The following is a 17,198-nucleotide window of genomic DNA, read 5'->3' as shown; positions in this document are numbered from 1 at the left end:
CATGCTCGGATACGAGGACGTCATCAACGCCAATCCGGACGCGCTGACCGCCGCCGCCACCCAGTGGCGCGCGATGGCGACGCGCTTCCACACCATGCAGACCACCATGGAGCAGGACGTCCTGGGCGGCGCGGGCAACGGCGGCGGCATCGGCGGCAACGGCCTGTTCACCCCGGGCGGCCCCGGCCTGCCGAGCAGCGGCAACGGCCTGACCGGCGGCCCCTGGTGGACGGGCGGCACCGCGAACCTGGCCAACACGGCGCTGCTGGCCACCAAGGGCCAGATCGTCGACGCCCAGACCGAGGCCAACGCGATGGCCTCGCTGCTCGACGAGGCGCACGCCGACTTCGCCGCCGCGCAGAAGCAGACCCGCGACGCGGCCGACGGCGCCGTCAAGGACGGCTTCAAGGTGACCGGCACCGGCACGGCGGTGTTCGACGAGAGCACGCTCGACCCGGCCACCCGCCAGGCCCTGCACCACGACCCGGAGGGCCGGCAGTCCTACCAGGACGCGGCCGACAGGTGGACCAAGGCGATCGCGGCCGGCGTCCAGGCCGCCACCCGCGCCGACCAGCGCATCGCCGCCGCCCTGCGCGGCGCCTCCAAGGCGGGCAACCCGCTGGACACCACCTTCAACGGCCAGGCCGTGGGCGGCGGCGACGCCGGTGACGCCCAGCGCGCCGCCGACCTGGCCACCCACCTGGACGACCTGACCCCGGAGCAACTGGTCCAGCTGCAGGACCTGATGAAGGACAAGGCCGACCACCCCGCCTTCTCCCAGGGCCTGTTGGACCGGCTCGGCCCGGACGGCACGCTCAAGCTCGCCGGGAAGCTCAGCAGCCCCGGCGGCGACAAGAAGGCCGCCTACACCGACCTCCAGGGCGGCCTCACCCACGCGCTGGCCTCCGCCACCCAGGACACCAGTACCGACTTCTACCGGCGCTGGCGCGCGGGCATGGCCAAGGTCGGCTGCGACGCGGACCACAACTACGGCTCCAACACCGAGCCGGTGTACGGGTACCAGGTCCTGACCACGCTGATGGCCAAGGGCGACGCGAAGTACTCGGCCGGGATGCTCGGCGACCTGGCCGACGACATCACCGCGGCGGAGAAGAAGACCCCCGACGCGTGGGCCTACAAGGCCAACCACAACGGCACCGCGCTGGGCGCCGACCCGCTGGACAACGTGCTCGCGATCATGGGCCGCGAGCCGGACGCCGCCACCGCCTACCTGGACCCGAACTCCGGCGGCGGCAACCAGCACCTGCACTACCTGCTCAAGGACCGCAAGTGGCCCGAGGGCTGGGTCACGTCGATGGCCGGCCCGTTCAAGACGCCCGACCCGCTGGCGCAGAGCGGCCTGGGCGCGGCGCTGGAGGCCGCCACCACCGGCCAGCCGGCCGGCGCCCCGCACACCGGGCACCACACCGAGGCCCAGGCCCGGATCATGCACGACACCGTCACCACCCTGGACGAGGGCCAGGGCGGCACCAAGGTCAACGCCAACCTGCGCCAGCCGCTGGCCAACGCGCTGGCCGACTACACCAACGACAGCCACGAGATCTTCAACGGCCGCAACTCCCAGTACCTGGACCACGGCAGCACGGTGTGGACCGACGCGAACGGCACGGTGCACATGGGCGTCGGCGAGGACAGCCTGGTGCGGGTGATGCGCGGACTGTCCGACAACCCCGACGCGTACGCCACCCTGCACCAGGCCGAGAGCGCCAAGATCGCCCAGGAGCTGTCCTCGATCGGGCCCAACCCCTCGCAGAACGACATCCAGGACGTGATGAACAAGGGCGCCGCGAGCCTGGGCGTCTACGACGCGATCCGCGCCGACGTCGCCATGGGACAGCGCGACGACGCCAACCTCCAGGCCGACTGGAAGGCCAAGGTCGCCTACCACGTGGTCGGCGCCCCGCTCACCCCCATCCCGTGGGTCGGCGACAGCGCCCAGCGCCTGGTCGACACCTGGGCCTGGGAGTGGGACAACCAGATGAAGGACCACAACAACAGCGTCGCCAACGCCAAGATCTCCGACACCTACCTGGACGCCAACAACGAGATGACCCACCTGGTCAGCGGCTGGGCCAAGGACCGCGGCACGGACCCGGACAGCAGCATGATCCACGTCGTCGAGGACGCCTCCCACGACCGCCGCTCCACCAGCGCCACCACCGCGGGCCACTTCCTGGGCCGCGGCAACTCCTGACGCATCGTCAATTCCTGACGCACCGTCAACTCGACTGCGGCCGCCGCCCCCCGGCCGGGGGGCGGCGGCCGCAGCGCGTTCTCAGGAGCGGTGGTACTGGACGGGGGTGTGCACCTCGCCGCCCAGCTCGCCGGCCGCGCGGCGGGCCCAGGAGGGGTTGCGCAGCAGCTCGCGGCCGAGCAGGACGGCGTCGGCGCGCCCGGCGGCCAGGATCTCCTGGGCCTGGGCCGGCTCGGTGATCAGGCCGACGGTGGCCACCGGCAGGCCGACCTGGTCGCGCACCGCCTCGGCGAAGGGCACCTGGTAGCCGGGGCCGGCCTCGATCGCGGCGTCGGGCACCAGGCCGCCGGTGGAGACGTCCAGCAGGTCCACGCCGTGCGCCTGGAGCTCCTTGGCCAGGCGGACGGTGTCCTGCGAGGTCCAGCCCTCGCGGCCGTCCTGCGGGTTCTCGGTGAGCCAGTCGGTGGCCGAGACGCGGAAGAACAGCGGCAGCTCCTGGGGCCACACCTCGCGCACCGCGTCGACGACCTCCAGCGCGAAGCGGATGCGGCCCTCGAAGGAGCCGCCGTAGGCGTCGGTGCGGCGGTTGGTCTCGGGGGAGAGGAACTGGTGGATCAGGTAGCCGTGGGCGCCGTGGACCTCGACGACCTGGAAGCCCGCCGCCAGGGCGCGCCGCGCGGCGTCGGCGAACTGGCCGACGATCTCGGCGATCTGATCGACCGTCAGCTCCTCGGGGGTGGTGTGCTCGGGCGAGAAGGGCAGCGCGCTGGGGGCGACCGGGGTCCAGCCGTGCTCCTCGTCGGGGCTCAGGGCGCGTCCGCGGTCCACCCAGGTCCGCTCGGTGGAGGCCTTGCGCCCGGCGTGCCCGAGCTGGACGGCCGGGACGGTGCCCTGCGCCTTGAGGAAGTCGGTGATCCGGCGGAACGCCTCGACCTGGGTGTCGTTCCACAGCCCGAGGTCGTACGGGCTGATCCGCCCCTCGGGGCTGACCGCCGTGGCCTCCGTGATGATCAGCCCGGTGCCGCCGGCGGCCCGCGCCGCCTGGTGGGTGTAGTGCCAGTCCGTGGGGGCCCCGGCGGCCTCTCCGGCCGGCGCGGCGCTGTACTGGCACATCGGCGGCATCCAGACCCGGTTGGGAACGGTCAGCTCCCGCAGCGTGTACGGGGTGAAGAGGGTGGTGCTCATGTCGGACTCCCGGTGGGAACGGCAGCGCCAGGACACAGGCGCTTGCTGATGCGCTTTATATGTCCAAACAATAGTTGCACGGGACGATACTTTCAACGGCGGCCGCCCGCCCGGGGGCCTCAGACTCGGCCAGTTCGAGCGCCCGCGCCCGGTCGGCGCCGCGCAGGGTCAGGTCCCAGCAGCGCAGCACGGCCACCGCGTGGGCCAGGCCGTCGTGTTCGAACACGCCGCCGCCCGGGGCCGTCGCGCCCGGTGCCGTCGTGTCCGGCGCCGTCGTGCCCGCGGCCGGCGCGCCCGGGGCCGTCGGGTCCGCGCCGAGGGCGGTGAAGGCCAGGCCGACCGCGCCCAGCATCCGGTGGAAGTCCGCCAGCCGCCGCGAGCGGCCGGGGCCGTCCTCGTCCTCGAACCGGAACGCGGCGAACTTGACATCCTCCCCGCGCTAAAGCGCGGGGATTCCGGCCGCGCCTGCGGCACGGGGCTTGCGCCCGGTGCGGTCGGCGTTCCGATGGGTTCCTGTTTCAGCGGGCCGTGCCTGGCGTGGGATCGCCACGCCGGGTCTCACCGGTCCTCCGCAGGCGTTTAGCCTGTCCGCCTGCCCGGCGGCCAGGATGTTCCGAGCGGCGTTGAGGTCACGGTCATGGAGCATGCCGCATGCGCCACAGGCCCACGCCCGGATGTGCAGGGGTTTGGGTCCGTCGCGGTGTCCGCACGCCGAGCACAGCTGGGACGACGGGAACGTGCGGGGCGCGATGCCGACATGACGTCCGTATCGGGCCGCCTTCTCCTTGAGCAGGCGCCGGAAGGTGGCCCATCCGGCGTCGTGGACGGACTTGGCCAGGCGGCCTCGGGCGAGGCCGCGCACGTTCAGGTCCTCCAGGTGCACCGCTTGGTTCTCGCGGATGATCCTGGTGGTCTGCTGGTGCAGCCAGTCCTTGCGGGTGTCGGCGACCTTGGCGTGCGCCCTGGCGACCTTGCGGCGGGCCTTGGCCCGGTTCTTCGACCCCTTGGCCTTGCGGGACAGCTCCCGCTGTGCGGCCTTGAGCTTCTTCTCGGCCTTGCGGAGAAAGCGGGGGTTGTCGATCACGCTGCCGTCGGAGAGGACGGCGTAGGTGGTCAGCCCGAGGTCGATGCCGACCTCGGCATCGACCTCGGGCAGGTACTCGGGTTCCACGTCCACGACGAAACTCGCGTGGTACCTCCCGGCCGCATCCAGCACGACCGTCACCGACGACGGATCAGCAGGCAGCGGCCGCGACCACTTCACCCGCACGTCACCGATCTTCGCCAGGTTCAGCTTCCCGTTGCCCCGCAACCGGAATCCGTTGCGGGAGAACCGCAGCGACTGCCGGCTGTCCTTGCGCGACTTGAACACCGGCAGCCCCACCGGGCGTCCCTGCCGCTTACCAGACACCGAGTCGAAGAAGTTCCGGTAGGCCGTGTCCAGATCGCGCAGGGACGACTGCAACGCGTCCACCGACACCGACCCCAGCCACGACCGGGCATCCGTCCTCTTCGCCTCCGTGATCACCGCCTTGGCCAGAGCACCGGTCGCAATCCTCGACCTGTCCGCCTTCCATGCGGCCCTCCGCAGGGCGAGCGCATCGTTGTACACCACCCGCGCACACCCGAACGTACGTGCCAGCAGCTGCCGCTGACCCGCCGTCGGATAGATACGAAAGGAGTACCTGAGATGCACGAGAATCAACCTACCGGCAGGCACTGACAGTCAGACGCGGCCGCCAGCTGGGCGGTGCGCCCAGGCGGGCACCGCCTCTGACCTTCCTTCGACCACCGCCGCCCTCGGAGCATCGTTGCGTCGTCGCAGAGGCCGAGGCTACTGCCGGTCGGACGGCTCCGGCGCGAACTTGACAAGCCGTCAGATCCGGGCCCCGGAAATCCGCTGGCGCCGGCCCGCCAGGGCGGAGATACTCGCCCGTCGGCGGGGCGGACGAAGGGGGAACGGGCGGGCGTGGAGGTCTTCGAGTGCAGGGCGTGCGGCACCGCGCTGACCGGGCCGCTGACGCGGGTCCCCTACCCGGTCTACGCCGGGCTGCCCTTCGGCAACGGCGTGGCCATGCCCGTCCTGATGGACCCGGGCACCTACGCCGTCGACGGTGACCCGGCCCGCGGGCCCCGCCCGACCGTCATCGCCCCCGGCGACGCCCACGGCACCGCCCTCGTCCAGCGCCGCGAACTCGGCGCCTGCTGCGGCATCGACGGCCGCTACGGCCCCAACGTCACCTGCGCCGGCTGCGGACGCAAGGTCGCCACCAGGATCGACGACTGCTCGCTGTGGCAGGCCACCTGGCTGGAACCCTCCGCGGTGCGCCCCGTCCCGGCCGGCCCCGACGCCCCGATCGCCGACTGGCACACCGTCACCGACCGGTGGTGCGCCACCGACCCGTCGGACGGCGACGGCAACCGGAGCATCCGCTGGGACGTGGAGGCCGCCGTGACCCTGGCCCACCTGGTCCACGCCGCCGACGGCGCGCCCCTGGACCTCGCCACCGGCCCGCTCGCCCAGGCCTTCCGCCCCCTCCTCGCCCAACTGCCGCCCCCCGCCGCCGGCCCGGCCCGCCCCGCCCTGCGGGCCGCCCTGGCCGGACCGGGCCGACCGCTGCCCCACCGCCGCCCCGACATCGCCGTCGTCCCGCGCCACCCCCGCACCGGCGAGTCCTGGCCCCCACCCCCTGGCGTGGCCGCCGTGCCGCTGGCCGCCGAGTTCTGGGCCGCCCTCGCCTTCCGCGACGAACGCGAACTCGCGCCCGCCACCGGCGGCCTGCCCCCGGGAGTCGAACGCGACGACCCCCTCCCGCCCCACCCCCGCTACCCGGGCTACCTCGACCGGCGGGTCCTGCGGGCCGCGCTCGACCGCCTGAACGGCGTCGCCGACACGGCGGACGAGCCATGGTGAGGAGCGACGGCGGCGCCGCCCGGGAAAGGACCCCGGGCGGCGCCGCCGCCTTCACACGCCGACCGTCAGCGCGCCGTCTGCGCCACCCGCTGCGCCGGGACGCCCGGCGTCCGGTCCGTACCCGGCGCGGCCGGGGAGGCGCCCAGCGCGGTGCCGCGGGTCTCCTCCGCCCACAGCACGCACACCAGCAGGCCCAGCGCCGTCACCCCGGCGGCGATCAGCATGGTCGGGCCGGTGCCCAGGCCGGTCAGCGACAGCGGCAGCAGGTAGGTGCCCACCGCGGCGCCGATCCGGCTGACCGAGGTGGCCATGCCCACGGCGGTGGCCCGGATCTCGGTCGGGAACAGCTCGTTGGGGTAGGTCCAGTCCAGCACGTTCGGCCCCCCGCACAGGAAGGCGTACGCGCACAGCGCGGTCAGCGCCACGGCCGCCGGGGCGGTGGGCCACACCCCCAGCAGTGCCAGCGGCACGGTCATCAGCGCGAAGGACCAGACGATGACGGGGCGCCGGCCCTTGGTGTCGATCAGGCGCAGCGCCGGGTAGCAGCCCAGCAGGAAGACCAGGCTGATCAGCCCGGTGCCCAGGGTCTCCGTCACGGTGCCGCCGGGCATGCCGAAGGAGGAGAGGATCTGCGGGCCGAAGGTGAGCATCGCGAACAGCGGGCCGACCTGGCACAGGAAGAACAGGCCGCAGAACAGGGTGCGGCGCCGGTAGGGCGGGGTCATCAGCAGCCGCAGCCCGCCGGCGGCGCGGGCGCGCCCGGCCGGGTCGGGCATCAGCTCGCGGCCGTCGACCCGCACCCCCAGGTGCTTCTCGACCACGCGCACCGCCTCGCCGACCCGCCCGTTGGCGGCCAGCCAGCGCGGCGACTCCGGCGAGCCGCGGCGGATCACCAGGAAGACCACGCACAGCACGGTGGAGCTGGCCAGCATCCACCGCCAGCTGCCCGGCCCGGCCAGCTCCAGGAACAGGTAGCCCACCACGTAGGCGAGCACCGAGCCGGCGTACCAGGCGACGATCTGCTGGCCGAGCAGCCGCCCGCGGTGCTTGGCGGGCAGCCACTCGGCCAGCAGGGAGGTGGCGATCGGGTAGTCGGCGGCCACCGCCATGCCGAGCACGAAGCGCAGCACGGTGATCGCCCACACCGAGTCGACCCAGAACGAGAGCACCGAGCAGGCGACCATCACCAGCAGGTCGGCGGTGTACATCACCTCCCGGCCGATCTTGTCGGTCAGCACGCCGAACACGGCGCCGCCGACGAACATGCCCACCAGGGCGGCGGCGCCGATCAGGCTGACCTCGGCGGTGGACAGTCCCAGCTCGGGGCGCATCCCGATCAGGGCGACACCGACGATGCTCAGGATGTAGCCGTCGAGCAGCGGCCCACCGGAACAGGCCAGGGCCAGCCTGCGGTGGAAGGCGGTGTACGGGGCGTTGTCGATCGTTTGGGACATGGGTCTGCGGGTCCTCCGGGACGTACGGCGGCCACGTGCTCTGCACGCGTCGCCGTGCGCCGGGTAGACGGCGGGGAACGACGCCGCCCACCGTGGACGACGCCATCGCCCGATCACACCGGGCGACCGTCCACGGTTGCCCGGGTACGGAGGGTGAACCACCGGGGCGAAGGTCGGCCGGATTCGTGCCCAAGGTCCCGAAGCGGACAGGCCCTTCGCCCGTGCCGGTTTACGCCCCGCCCAGTCCTCACGGGCCCTGCCGCCCTCCGCCCGCCCGGCGGACCGCCACGGGTGACCCTCGTCACTTTCGGCGCCCAACGGTGTGGGACCTGCCACTTTCAGGCCCCCGGACGGGCCCCGCGCAGCCGCTCCAGGCCCACGTCCAGCGCCGCCTCCAGATGGACGACGGACCCCGTGGTCAGCAGGATCAGCACCCCGCCCTGGATCCCGGCCAGCAGCGCCGCCGCCTCCCGGCCGGCGTCCAGCTCCGCCGTGACCGCGCCGCCCTCCTGGAGCCGGCGGATCCCCGCCGCGAGCTGCTCCTGCCACTGCTCCAGCAGCCGGGCCGCCACCGCCCGCGCCGCCTGCGTGGTCGAGCCCAGCTGCGACAGCGCCGTGTGCAGCGGGCAGTTCACCCCCTGGGCGCGGTAGCGGGCCACCACCTTGTCCCGCCAGCGCTGCCACGCCGCCCAGTCGTCCAGCGATCCCAGCTCCGGCTGCTGGTCCTCCAGCACCCGCGCCGCCTCGTGGCGGGCCACGGCCAGCAGCAACCCGTCCTTCCCGTCCGGGAAGTAGTGGAACAACTGGCTCTTGCTCGTCGCCGTGCGGGCCATCACGTCCTCCAGCCGCAGCGCGAACACCCCCTCCTCGCGGATCAGCCCGGCCGCGCCCTCGACGATGCGCGCCCTGGTCGCCACGCCCTTGCGGGTCAGTGCCACCTCGTACCTCCCGGAGTCCACGCCCTTCCCGCTCAGGGCACCAGCACCAGCTTGCCGGTCGTCCGCCGGGACTCCAGGTCCGCGTGCGCCCGGGCCGCCTCGGCCAGCGGGTAGCGGCCGGTGATCCGCTGGGTCAGCCGCCCCGCCCGCACCAGGTCGAACACCTCGGCGCTGCGCCGCGCCAGGGCCTCGCGGGTGGGGACGTGGTGGTGCACCACCGGGTAGGTCAGCAGGATGCTGTCGGGCAGGTCGGTGGGCCGCAGGGTGGGCACGCCCATGAAGGGCCCGTAGTAGGCGTGCACGCCGTGCGGGCGCAGGGCCAGCTGGGACGAGGCGAAGGTGTCGGCGCCGCCGCCGTCGTAGACGACGTCGGCCCCGCGGCCGCCGGTCAACTCCCGTACCCGCTCCTGGAATCCGGCGCCGGAGTGGACCAGCACGTGGTCGGCGCCGGCCTCCTCGGCCGCGGCGGCCTTCTCCGCGCGGGACACCAGCCCGATCACCCGGCCGCCGCGGGCCTTGACCAGCTGGGTGAGCAGCAGGCCCACCCCGCCGGCCGCGGCGTGCACCACGGCGGTGTCGCCCGGGCCGACCGGGTAGGTCTCGGTGCTCAGGTGGTTGGCGGTCAGGCCCTGCATCAGCAGGCCGGCCGCCGTCGCGTCGTCGACGCCCTCGGGCACCTTCACCAGGGCGGCGGCCGGGATCGCGAGCAACTCGGCGTAGCTGCCCGGGTGGTAGAACCAGGCCACCCGGTCGCCGACCGCCAGGTCCGTCACCCCCGCCCCGAGCGCGCTGACGTACCCCATGCCCTCGGCCCCCAGCACGACGGGGGCCGCCCAGCCCCCCGTGCCCTGCGAACGGGCCCCGACGTCCAGGTAGTTGACCCCGGCCGCGCCCAGGCGCACCAGCACCTCGCCGGGGCCGGGCACGGGGTCGGGCAGCTCGGTCCAGCGCATGACCTCGGGGCCGCCGTGCTCCTGGATGCGGATCGCGTGCATGGGGTGACACCTTCCTGTGCGGGTTCGTCCCGGGAGGGGACGTCCAGCACGGTAGGCGCCCGAAAATGGACCCACAAGTCCAGAAACTGGGAACTCAGTGGTGCCGCCCGGCCGGTACCACCGGCCGGGCGGGGCAGCGGAGTTCAGGAGGCGGTCGGGCGGTGCGGGCCGGCGGCGCGGTCCTGCTTGCAGGCCTCCTGCTGGAGGAGGACGGCGATCTGGTCGACGTCGTCGTTGACGTCGAAGAAGCCCTGGATGTTCGGGACGGCCGCGCCGTTGACGCCGACGAAGAAGGTGTAGAGGTGGCCGTCGTCCGCCTGGAGGTAGCCCGCGTAGCTCTGGGCGTTGATGGCGAACTGCTGGTTGAGCCAGCCGAAGCCGATGATGGTGCCGGGCTTGGCGAAGACCTTGCCCCTGGCCGGGCAGTTCGTGGTGCAGAAGAGTGTGTCGGTGCCGGGCGGCGGTGCGCCCGAACGCGTCGGGGTCCTGGATCCGGGAGGCGCCAGCTCAACTGGGCGGGCTGCCCCTGGGGGGCAGGTCGATGACGTTGTCGTTGTTGACATCCTCCCCGCGCTGAAGCGCGGGGATTCCGGCCGCGCCTGCGGCACGGGACCTGCGCCCCGGTCCGCTGGTGTTCCGGTGGGTTCCTGTTTCAACAGACCGTGCCCGGCGTGGGATCGCCACGCCGGGGCTTACCGGTCCTCCGCAGGCGTTTTGCCTGTCCGCCTGCCCGGCGGCCAGGATGTTGACAGCAGCGTTGAGGTCACGGTCATGCAGCACACCGCACGCACCGCAGACCCACTCGCGCACCGCGAGTGGCTTGGGTCCGTCGCGGTGTCCGCACTCCGAGCAGAGCTGGGAGGACGGGAACGTGCGGGGCACGATCCCGACGTGCCGCCCGTACCGGGCCGCTTTCTCTTCGAGCAGGCGCCGGAAGGCGGCCCATCCGGCGTCGTGGACGGACTTGGCCAGACGGCCCCGGGCGAGGCCGCGCACGTTCAGGTCCTCCAGGTGCACCGCTTGGGTCTCGCGGATGATCCTGGTGGTCTGCTTGTGCAGCCAGTCCATGCGGGTGTCGGTCACCTTGGCATGGGCCCTGGCGACCTTGCGGCGGGCCTTGGCCCGGTTCTTCGACCCCTTCGCCTTGCGGGACAGCGCCCGCTGCGCGGCCTTGAGTTTCCTCTCCGCCTTGCGGAGGAAGCGCGGGTTGTCGATTACGCTGCCGTCGGAGAGGACGGCGTAGGTGGTCAGCCCGAGGTCGATGCCGACCTCGGCATCGACCTCGGGCAGGTGCTCGGGTTCGACGTCCACCACGAAACTGGCGTGGTACCGGCCAGCCGCATCCAGGACGACCGTCACGGACGACGGGTCGGCGGGCAGCGCCCTCGACCACTTCACCCGCACGTCACCGATCTTCGCCAGGTTCAGCTTCCCGTTGCCCCGCAGCCGGAACCCGTTGCGGGAGAACCGCAGCGACTGCCGGGCATCGCGCTTCGACTTGAACACTGGCAGCCCGACCGGGCGACCGGCCCGCCTGCCGGACACCGAGTCGAAGAAGTTGCGGTACGCGGTATCCAGATCGCGCAGGGACGACTGCAACGCGTCCACCGACACCGACCCCAGCCACGACCGGGCATCCGTCCTCTTCGCCTCGGTGATCACCGACTTGGCCAGGGCACCGGTCGGGATCCTCGACCCGTCCGCCTTCCACGCGGCTTTCCGCAGGGCGAGCGCATCGTTGTACACCACCCGCGCACATCCGAACGTCCGGGCCAGCGATTGCCGCTGACCCTTCGTCGGATAGATGCGATAGGAGTACCTGAGATGCACGAAATCAACCTACCGACAGGCACTGACAACCAGATGCGGCCACCCGCACAGCGGTCCGCCCTGACAGCGAAACACCGCCACCTGACCTGCTCCGCAGGCAGTCCGTTTCTCCCCCGTAAGCGGGAGGTACCCCACCCCCGGCCAAAGCCTGGGGTATGCACGGAGGTCCCCGATGAACCGGAACGGCGCCGAACCGGCCTGGATCTACGACTGGTCGGGGTGGGCCTACGACTCGGGGCCCTGCCGCCGCTGGACCTCACCGCCCTGCCCACCCTCATCGTGTCCTGGTCTGGTGCACCGTAGGGGAGGGAAGCGCACGCCGCACGGTGGAGTGAAGCTGAGTACCCGTACTCAGGACCCGCTGCCGGGCCGTGGGGACACTGTTGGCCACGCCTTGTCGGTGGTGGTGGGGGAACGGACGCCAAACCGCGTTACGGCCTCGCGGCGCTGCTGGGGTCCACGCCGTTCGCAATAGTCGGCTTCCTCGTGCTGCTGGTCGACGGGACCGGGTGGTGGGCGCTCCTCGGGATGGTCGGCACCGGTGTGATCGCGGTGGTGGGGATGGCGTGGTGGGTCTCGCTGCTGTGGATCGCCGCGGCGTGGTCCCGTTTCCAGCGGAGCCAGTCCGCGGCGGCACGTCAGAAGTCACCGTGAGCCGCGGGCCCGGACCGCGCGGCGCGGTGCGGCGGGTGCCGGTCAGCCCACCGGGACCGGGACGCCCCGGATGAGGAGGGGGAGGCAGGCGCCGTGGTCCCAGGCGTCCCAGGCGTCGTCGACGCGGCGGTACTGGTCGTCGGCCATGACCTCGCGCAGCCTGGACTGCGGGACCCAGTGGAGGCCGCGGATGTCGCCCGGCGGCTCGTGGCGACGGACGGCCTGGGCCTGCTGGGGCGTGACCGTGCCGCCCGCGTAGACGAAGTCGAGGCCCTCGGGGAACTCGGCGGCGGGCACGTAGTCGATGGTCAGGACGGTGCGCAGGCCCAGGACGAGCCCGGTCTGGGTGTCGAGGTGCCGGCGGGCGGCGAGGTGGGGGAGCTCGTCCTGCTCGGCGCTGCCGCCGGGCAGCGTGAAGCCGTCCTGGTGGACGGGATCGGCGAGGAGGACGAGGGGCTCGCCCGACCCGTCGGGGTCCTCGGTGAGGACGAAGACATGGTGGCCCGAACGCCGCGCGGGCGGACGGTGCTTGAGGAGGATCCTGCTCAACTCTGCTCCAGGTATGAGGAGTTCGATGGTGTTACAGCGGCCGACGACGCGGCTTCCCACAGGTCCCCGGCGCGGTCTCCCGGGGGGTGAGGGAGTGGAGGAAGGACGGGTCGACCTTCCACTCCGGCCCGGTCGCCCCGAGGGGACGAAGGACGGCCTTGCCGAACAGCACCTCCACGAAGACCCCTTCGTGAGGCTCCTTCGGATTGCTGAAGTCACGCACCACTTCGTGGAGTTGGAAGGGGGGAGAAGGCATGGGGGTCTCCGGAGGTTGCACTGCGCGTCCGGCGAATCACCGGGTGTAGCCATGATGGCGTTCCGTCCTCTACGATCGCCAGGCTTCAACCTTCACAGTTCTGCCGAGTGACAAGACGAGGAAGATCGTGGGGATCGATGAAGACGATCAGTCGTTGTCTCCTGCCGTGCGCTTCGGGAATGAACTCCGCAGGCAGCGGCGCGCAAGGGGCTGGTCTCAGAGTGCGCTTGGCAGGCGCATGGGCTACAGCCATGGGCTGATCTCGTACATCGAAGGAGCGAAGAAGCCTGTAACACGTAAATTTGCGGTTGCGGCCGACCAGGTGTTCGAGACGGGTGGAGTGTTCGTCGAGCTGTGGCGGCGAATCTCGAACGCCAGCCTGCTGGAAGGATTCGACGAGTACGTCGAGGCCGAAGCGAGGTGCCGAAAGATCCGCACCTTTGAGTTGAACGTCATGCCGGGCCTCTTTCAGACTGAGGCGTACGCGTCGGCCCTGGCTCGTGCGGCCGTCCTTCGTGGCAGCATCACCAAGTCCCAGGCGAAGGAGCGAGTCGACTTCCTGATGGGGCGTCAGCTGGTGCTTCGTCGCGACCCGCCGCCAGTGGTGCATGCCGTCATGGATGAGAGCTGTCTGCTTCGGTCAGTGGGAGGGCGTGATGTCATGCTCCAGCAACTTCTGCACCTTGAGGGTTTGGCCGAGCTTCCGCACATCACGCTGCAGGTGGCCCCTTTCTCCCTCGGGGAGCACGTCCCGTTCACGATGCCGATAGTCCTGTTGACCCTTCGCGACCGCTCGGTCGTCGGCTATGCCGAGTCCCAGGCACGTGGGATCGTGGAGCGGGGGCACAGGGCGGTGGAAGCCTGGGACGGTGACTACGATCAACTCCAGGTGGAGTCATTGCCCAAGATGCCTTCGCTCGATGTGATCCGTGCCGTTCGGAAGGACCTTGAATGACCGGCCCCACTCTCGACCTGACCGACGCCAGATGGCGAAGGTCCGGTTTCAGCAACAACGGGGGCAACTGCGTGGAGGTTGCGCCAGGTTTTCCAGGGGTGATGCCTGTTCGTGACTCCAAGGATCCCAGCGGCCCGGCTCTGGTCTTTCCGGCAGAGGCGTGGAAGTCGTTCGTTACTGCCGTGCGCAGTGGCGAGTTCGGCGAGATCTGAGAGGAATGCCATGTCCGACCGCCTTGATCTGTCCGATGCCCGGTGGTTCAAGTCCTCCTACAGCAACAACGGCGGAACCTGCGTCGAGGTGGCTCCGAACTTCCCCGGCCTGGCTCCCGTCCGCGACTCGAAGGACCCTCAGGGCCCGGCCCTGGTCTTCCCGTCCGAGGCGTGGAAGTCCTTCGTTGCCGCCGTCCGCAGCGGGGAGTTCGGGAGCGTCTGAAACGGTAGGCCCGGACCGCACCCCCTGCGGTCCGGGCCGTCACCAACCGGTGAGGGCGTTCGTCAACCCGTGATCGTGGTGGAGCACCGCTACCGGCCGGCCTGTTTCGGGGTGGGGCACATCGAACCCGCGCTGTCAGCGCAGGGCCATACCGTGCGTGTTGTGGACGACGATGAGGTGGATGACTATCAGGTGTGGGACATGACGGACGTCCTCACCTCGTTCTGCGCGCGCCTGTACGGTCGCCGCGTCGCCCGCGACCGAGCGGAGAGGGCGTTGACTGCGGCTGCGGAGAGTACCGAGTGACCCACAAGCAGGGAGTCAGGTTCGAGCTCGCGCCCGATTCGGACCAGGCCGTGTCGATGGGGCGGCACTGCGGGCTGTCCCGAGTGGTGGAGAACTCCACGGTAGGCCGCAGGGGCTGTCCTCCCGCATCCCGAAAGAAGCGTGCCGGGTCCGGGCGGCCGGATTCTCCAACTACCTCAAGTCCAAACAAGGCAAGCGCAAGGGCGCGAAGGTGGGCTTCCCGGGCTGGCGCAAGCGCAAGGACGGTTCGCGGTTCCGCTACGACGCCGACCGTGCCAAACCCCTGGACTCGAATACCGTGCGGCTGCCCGCCATCGGGGACGTGACCACCTGTGAGGACATGTCCTGGCTCACCAGCCGAATGGCTACCGGCGAGGCGCGCATACTCGGCGCGACCGTCCGCGAACAGGCCGGACGGTGGTGGGTCTCCTTGCAGATCGAGGTGGACCGTGATGGCGTCAACAAGCGCCGCCAGGTCAGCCACGACGCTCCCGCGTGTGGCATCGACCTCGGATCGAAGACCTTCGCGGTCATCCGCGACAGCGATGGCACCCGCAGGGAGATCGACGCCCCCAAGCCACTCAAGGCGGCTCTGCGTGCTCTCAGGAAAGCGAACCGGAAGCTGTCCAAGTCCAAGGAGGGATCGAAGAACCGGGGTAAGGCACACCGACGCGTGAGCCGAATCCACCTGCGGGTCGCCGACCGGCGTAAAGACTTTCTGCACAAGACCACTACCGAGCTGACGAGAACCAAGTCGGCCATCGCCGTGGAGACCCTGCACGTCAAGGGCATGGTCAAGAACCGCAGGCTGTCCCGCGCCATCAGTGACGCCGGGTTCGGGGAGTTCGTCCGGCAGTTGGAGTACAAGGCCGACTGGTACGGCTCCCGCATCTGGACAGCCGACCGCTGCTTCCCCTCCTCCAAGACCTGCGGAGACTGCAAGCGGATCAATCAGGGCCTGGTCCTCTCGGACCGCGTATGGGTCTGTCCCGGGTGTGGTGTCCACCACGACCGGGACGACAACGCGGCAGGCAACCTCCTCGCGGCGATGCTCGCCGACCCGAACTTCTGACTGACTTGAGAACCCTCGCCGGGGAGTTGTCCGGAGAGGAAAAACGCCTCGTGGAGACCACGTAAGACCTTACTCTCCGGAGTTGGCGGAGGTCGGTGAAGCAGGAAGAGACTCAGTGTGAGAATCGCTGAGGATCAATCAACGGGAGTGAAACCTGTGCGCGTGCAGACCGATCAGCTGTCGCAGCAGCCTGCGACCGAGACCACCGACAAGAGATCCGTCCGGCATGCCCTGCTGATCTCGCTGGCCAGCGGCATCGGCTACATGCCGTTCGCCCTGACCATCCCGATCCTGCCCGGCCACGTCACCGGACGACTCCACGGCGGGCCCGCCGAGGTCGGCGCCGTCGTCGGCGGTTACGCGCTGACGGCCCTGCTGGCGCGCCCGGTGTCGGGCGTGCTGATGAACCGCCTCGGTGCCCGGGTCCTGACCGTCGGCGGCGCGATCGTGACCACGCTCGCCACCATCGCCTACCCGCTCGCCGGGTCGATCGCCCAACTCGTGGGCCTGCGCATGCTGGTGGGCATCGGCATGGGCGTGATGCTGGCCGCGACCGGGGTCTGGCCGGTCCAACTCGTCGCCAAGGACCGGCAGAGCTGGGCGCTGGGGCTGGCCGGCACCGTCATCTACGTGGCGATCGGCCTGGGTGCCCCGCTGGGCACGCTGGTGGAGCACCTGGTGGGCACGACGACCACGTTCGTGATCGCCGGGCTGCTGGCCCTGCTCGTCATCCCCATAGCCCTGGCCGTGCCGGAGGTGCGGGTGCCGCCGAAGGCGAAGGAGGGGGCGGGCGGGATCGAGCGGGGTCGGGCGCTGCTGGGTACGGTGCTGTCCAGTGTGGCGCTGGTGTTCACCGCGTTCGGCTTCGCGGCCGTCTCCGGCTTCGCGGTCGCCAAGTTCGACGCCCTCGGGGTCGCCGGGGGAGCGGCCGTGGTCACCGCCTACTCGCTGACCGTGGTGCTGCTGCGGGTGGCGAGCACCTGGATCCGCTGGGAGGCCACGCGACCGGTGGCGCTCGCCGCCCTGTTCCTCGTCGAGGCCCTGGGGGTCGCGCTCATCGGGCTGTCGAACGGCCTCGTCCTGGGCGTGGTCGGCGGGGTGCTCACCGGGATCGGCATGTGGCAGATCTACCCGGTGCTGGGGCTGTTCGTGGTGCGCTCGGTCGACGAACGCGGGCGTGCCACGGCGCTGTCGACCTTCGGGGCCTGCTTCACCGTGGGCCTCGCCGCGGGCAGCGGCTCGCTCGGGCTGGTCGCCGAGGCGACCGGGTACCGGACGATGTTCCTGGTCTGCGCGGCCTGCGTCGGCCTGGGCCTGCTGGTAGCCGTGGCGGCGGCCAGGGTGGCCCGGATCCGCTGACGCCCCCCCGCGGCGGCGGGGCGCCCGCGCTCGGCTCGGCTCCGTCAGGGACCGTGCCGGGCCCTCGGCGGGCGGTTCGTC

General features: G+C 71.4%; 18 protein-coding genes and 1 pseudogene. 9 read left to right on the top strand and 10 right to left on the bottom strand.

Annotated features, from left to right (window positions below; translation table 11 throughout):
- Position 1: 1 nt before the first annotated feature.
- A complete protein-coding gene (locus tag ACFY2K_RS13550) occupies positions 2 to 2,215 on the top strand; it encodes a hypothetical protein (RefSeq protein WP_387711358.1) in 2,214 nt (737 codons plus the stop codon).
- A gap of 81 nt (positions 2,216 to 2,296) precedes the next feature.
- Here ACFY2K_RS13550 and ACFY2K_RS13545 read toward each other — a convergent pair whose 3' ends face one another.
- The 3 genes from ACFY2K_RS13545 to ACFY2K_RS13535 form a co-directional block, all read right to left on the bottom strand.
- The gene (locus tag ACFY2K_RS13545; RefSeq protein WP_375897118.1) at positions 2,297 to 3,400 is read right to left on the bottom strand and encodes an NADH:flavin oxidoreductase/NADH oxidase; all 1,104 of its coding nucleotides are present in this window, start codon (positions 3,398 to 3,400) and stop codon (positions 2,297 to 2,299) included.
- Between the two features lie 55 nt (positions 3,401 to 3,455).
- On the bottom strand, positions 3,456 to 3,752 hold the full coding sequence (locus ACFY2K_RS13540; protein WP_387711356.1) for a hypothetical protein: 297 nt from the start codon (positions 3,750 to 3,752) through the stop codon (positions 3,456 to 3,458).
- Positions 3,753 to 3,839: 87 nt separating this feature from the next.
- Positions 3,840 to 5,096 (bottom strand): RNA-guided endonuclease InsQ/TnpB family protein, encoded by a 1,257-nt coding sequence (locus tag ACFY2K_RS13535; RefSeq protein WP_387711354.1) that lies wholly within the window; start codon positions 5,094 to 5,096, stop codon positions 3,840 to 3,842.
- A 273-nt stretch (positions 5,097 to 5,369) separates the two neighbouring features.
- On the opposite strand from ACFY2K_RS13535, the gene ACFY2K_RS13530 reads away from it, so the two are divergent.
- Positions 5,370 to 6,314 carry a hypothetical protein gene (locus ACFY2K_RS13530; protein ID WP_387711352.1) on the top strand — a complete coding sequence of 315 codons (945 nt, stop codon included), beginning with the start codon at positions 5,370 to 5,372 and terminating at the stop codon, positions 6,312 to 6,314.
- 65 nt (positions 6,315 to 6,379) lie between these two features.
- Here the strand turns inward: ACFY2K_RS13530 and ACFY2K_RS13525 are convergent, their stop codons facing one another.
- The 5 genes from ACFY2K_RS13525 to ACFY2K_RS13505 form a co-directional block, all read right to left on the bottom strand.
- Entirely contained in the window at positions 6,380 to 7,768 is a 1,389-nt protein-coding gene (locus tag ACFY2K_RS13525) for an MFS transporter (protein WP_387711350.1), read from the bottom strand.
- Between the two features lie 338 nt (positions 7,769 to 8,106).
- The gene (locus ACFY2K_RS13520) at positions 8,107 to 8,706 is read right to left on the bottom strand and encodes a TetR/AcrR family transcriptional regulator (RefSeq protein ID WP_380593591.1); all 600 of its coding nucleotides are present in this window, start codon (positions 8,704 to 8,706) and stop codon (positions 8,107 to 8,109) included.
- Positions 8,707 to 8,738: 32 nt separating this feature from the next.
- On the bottom strand, positions 8,739 to 9,701 hold the full coding sequence (locus tag ACFY2K_RS13515) for a quinone oxidoreductase family protein (RefSeq protein ID WP_387711348.1): 963 nt from the start codon (positions 9,699 to 9,701) through the stop codon (positions 8,739 to 8,741).
- Positions 9,702 to 9,844: 143 nt separating this feature from the next.
- A complete protein-coding gene (locus ACFY2K_RS13510; RefSeq protein ID WP_380593592.1) occupies positions 9,845 to 10,264 on the bottom strand; it encodes a hypothetical protein in 420 nt (139 codons plus the stop codon).
- The gene (locus tag ACFY2K_RS13505; protein WP_380525295.1) at positions 10,209 to 11,531 is read right to left on the bottom strand and encodes an RNA-guided endonuclease InsQ/TnpB family protein; all 1,323 of its coding nucleotides are present in this window, start codon (positions 11,529 to 11,531) and stop codon (positions 10,209 to 10,211) included. Before ACFY2K_RS13505 ends, ACFY2K_RS13510 begins: the two co-directional genes overlap by 56 nt.
- 486 nt (positions 11,532 to 12,017) lie before the next feature.
- On the opposite strand from ACFY2K_RS13505, the gene ACFY2K_RS13500 reads away from it, so the two are divergent.
- On the top strand, positions 12,018 to 12,185 hold the full coding sequence (locus ACFY2K_RS13500; protein WP_380525296.1) for a hypothetical protein: 168 nt from the start codon (positions 12,018 to 12,020) through the stop codon (positions 12,183 to 12,185).
- Between the two features lie 42 nt (positions 12,186 to 12,227).
- Here ACFY2K_RS13500 and ACFY2K_RS13495 read toward each other — a convergent pair whose 3' ends face one another.
- Positions 12,228 to 12,734: an NUDIX domain-containing protein gene (locus ACFY2K_RS13495; protein ID WP_387711345.1), complete on the bottom strand. Its 507-nt coding sequence runs from the start codon at positions 12,732 to 12,734 to the stop codon at positions 12,228 to 12,230.
- 31 nt (positions 12,735 to 12,765) lie between these two features.
- A complete protein-coding gene (locus ACFY2K_RS13490; RefSeq protein ID WP_380525300.1) occupies positions 12,766 to 12,990 on the bottom strand; it encodes a hypothetical protein in 225 nt (74 codons plus the stop codon).
- A 127-nt stretch (positions 12,991 to 13,117) separates the two neighbouring features.
- Between ACFY2K_RS13490 and ACFY2K_RS13485 the strand changes: the two genes are divergently transcribed.
- The 6 genes and pseudogenes from ACFY2K_RS13485 to ACFY2K_RS13460 all read left to right on the top strand — a co-directional run bounded on the left by ACFY2K_RS13485 (position 13,118) and on the right by ACFY2K_RS13460 (position 17,117).
- Entirely contained in the window at positions 13,118 to 13,945 is an 828-nt protein-coding gene (locus tag ACFY2K_RS13485; RefSeq protein WP_380525301.1) for a helix-turn-helix domain-containing protein, read from the top strand.
- Entirely contained in the window at positions 13,942 to 14,157 is a 216-nt protein-coding gene (locus ACFY2K_RS13480; RefSeq protein ID WP_380525302.1) for a DUF397 domain-containing protein, read from the top strand. Before ACFY2K_RS13485 ends, ACFY2K_RS13480 begins: the two co-directional genes overlap by 4 nt.
- A gap of 10 nt (positions 14,158 to 14,167) precedes the next feature.
- The gene (locus ACFY2K_RS13475; protein WP_380525303.1) at positions 14,168 to 14,380 is read left to right on the top strand and encodes a DUF397 domain-containing protein; all 213 of its coding nucleotides are present in this window, start codon (positions 14,168 to 14,170) and stop codon (positions 14,378 to 14,380) included.
- A gap of 72 nt (positions 14,381 to 14,452) precedes the next feature.
- Positions 14,453 to 14,686: pseudogene (locus ACFY2K_RS13470) on the top strand (IS607 family transposase); the annotation flags it as partial.
- The gene (locus tag ACFY2K_RS13465; RefSeq protein WP_387711434.1) at positions 14,661 to 15,758 is read left to right on the top strand and encodes an RNA-guided endonuclease InsQ/TnpB family protein; all 1,098 of its coding nucleotides are present in this window, start codon (positions 14,661 to 14,663) and stop codon (positions 15,756 to 15,758) included. The pseudogene ACFY2K_RS13470 and the gene ACFY2K_RS13465, both read left to right, overlap by 26 nt.
- A gap of 162 nt (positions 15,759 to 15,920) precedes the next feature.
- Positions 15,921 to 17,117 carry an MFS transporter gene (locus ACFY2K_RS13460; protein WP_387711342.1) on the top strand — a complete coding sequence of 399 codons (1,197 nt, stop codon included), beginning with the start codon at positions 15,921 to 15,923 and terminating at the stop codon, positions 17,115 to 17,117.
- Positions 17,118 to 17,198 lie beyond the last annotated feature (81 nt).

This window comes from Kitasatospora sp. NPDC001309, assembly GCF_042896295.1.
In the GTDB taxonomy this organism is placed as follows: Bacteria; Actinomycetota; Actinomycetes; order Streptomycetales; family Streptomycetaceae; genus Kitasatospora.
Note: the sequence above shows the minus strand (reverse complement) of the source record. Positions and strands in the feature narration are given on the sequence as shown.

Coding starts and splice junctions, on each gene's coding strand:
- ACFY2K_RS13525 (WP_387711350.1), bottom strand. CDS start 7,768: ATGTCCCAAACGATCGACAACGCCCCGTACACCGCCTTCCACCGCAGG.
- ACFY2K_RS13550 (WP_387711358.1), top strand. CDS start 2: ATGCTCGGATACGAGGACGTCATCAACGCCAATCCGGACGCGCTGACC.
- ACFY2K_RS13545 (WP_375897118.1), bottom strand. CDS start 3,400: ATGAGCACCACCCTCTTCACCCCGTACACGCTGCGGGAGCTGACCGTT.
- ACFY2K_RS13490 (WP_380525300.1), bottom strand. CDS start 12,990: ATGCCTTCTCCCCCCTTCCAACTCCACGAAGTGGTGCGTGACTTCAGC.
- ACFY2K_RS13475 (WP_380525303.1), top strand. CDS start 14,168: ATGTCCGACCGCCTTGATCTGTCCGATGCCCGGTGGTTCAAGTCCTCC.
- ACFY2K_RS13540 (WP_387711356.1), bottom strand. CDS start 3,752: ATGCTGGGCGCGGTCGGCCTGGCCTTCACCGCCCTCGGCGCGGACCCG.
- ACFY2K_RS13515 (WP_387711348.1), bottom strand. CDS start 9,701: ATGCACGCGATCCGCATCCAGGAGCACGGCGGCCCCGAGGTCATGCGC.
- ACFY2K_RS13510 (WP_380593592.1), bottom strand. CDS start 10,264: ATGTCAACAACGACAACGTCATCGACCTGCCCCCCAGGGGCAGCCCGC.
- ACFY2K_RS13480 (WP_380525302.1), top strand. CDS start 13,942: ATGACCGGCCCCACTCTCGACCTGACCGACGCCAGATGGCGAAGGTCC.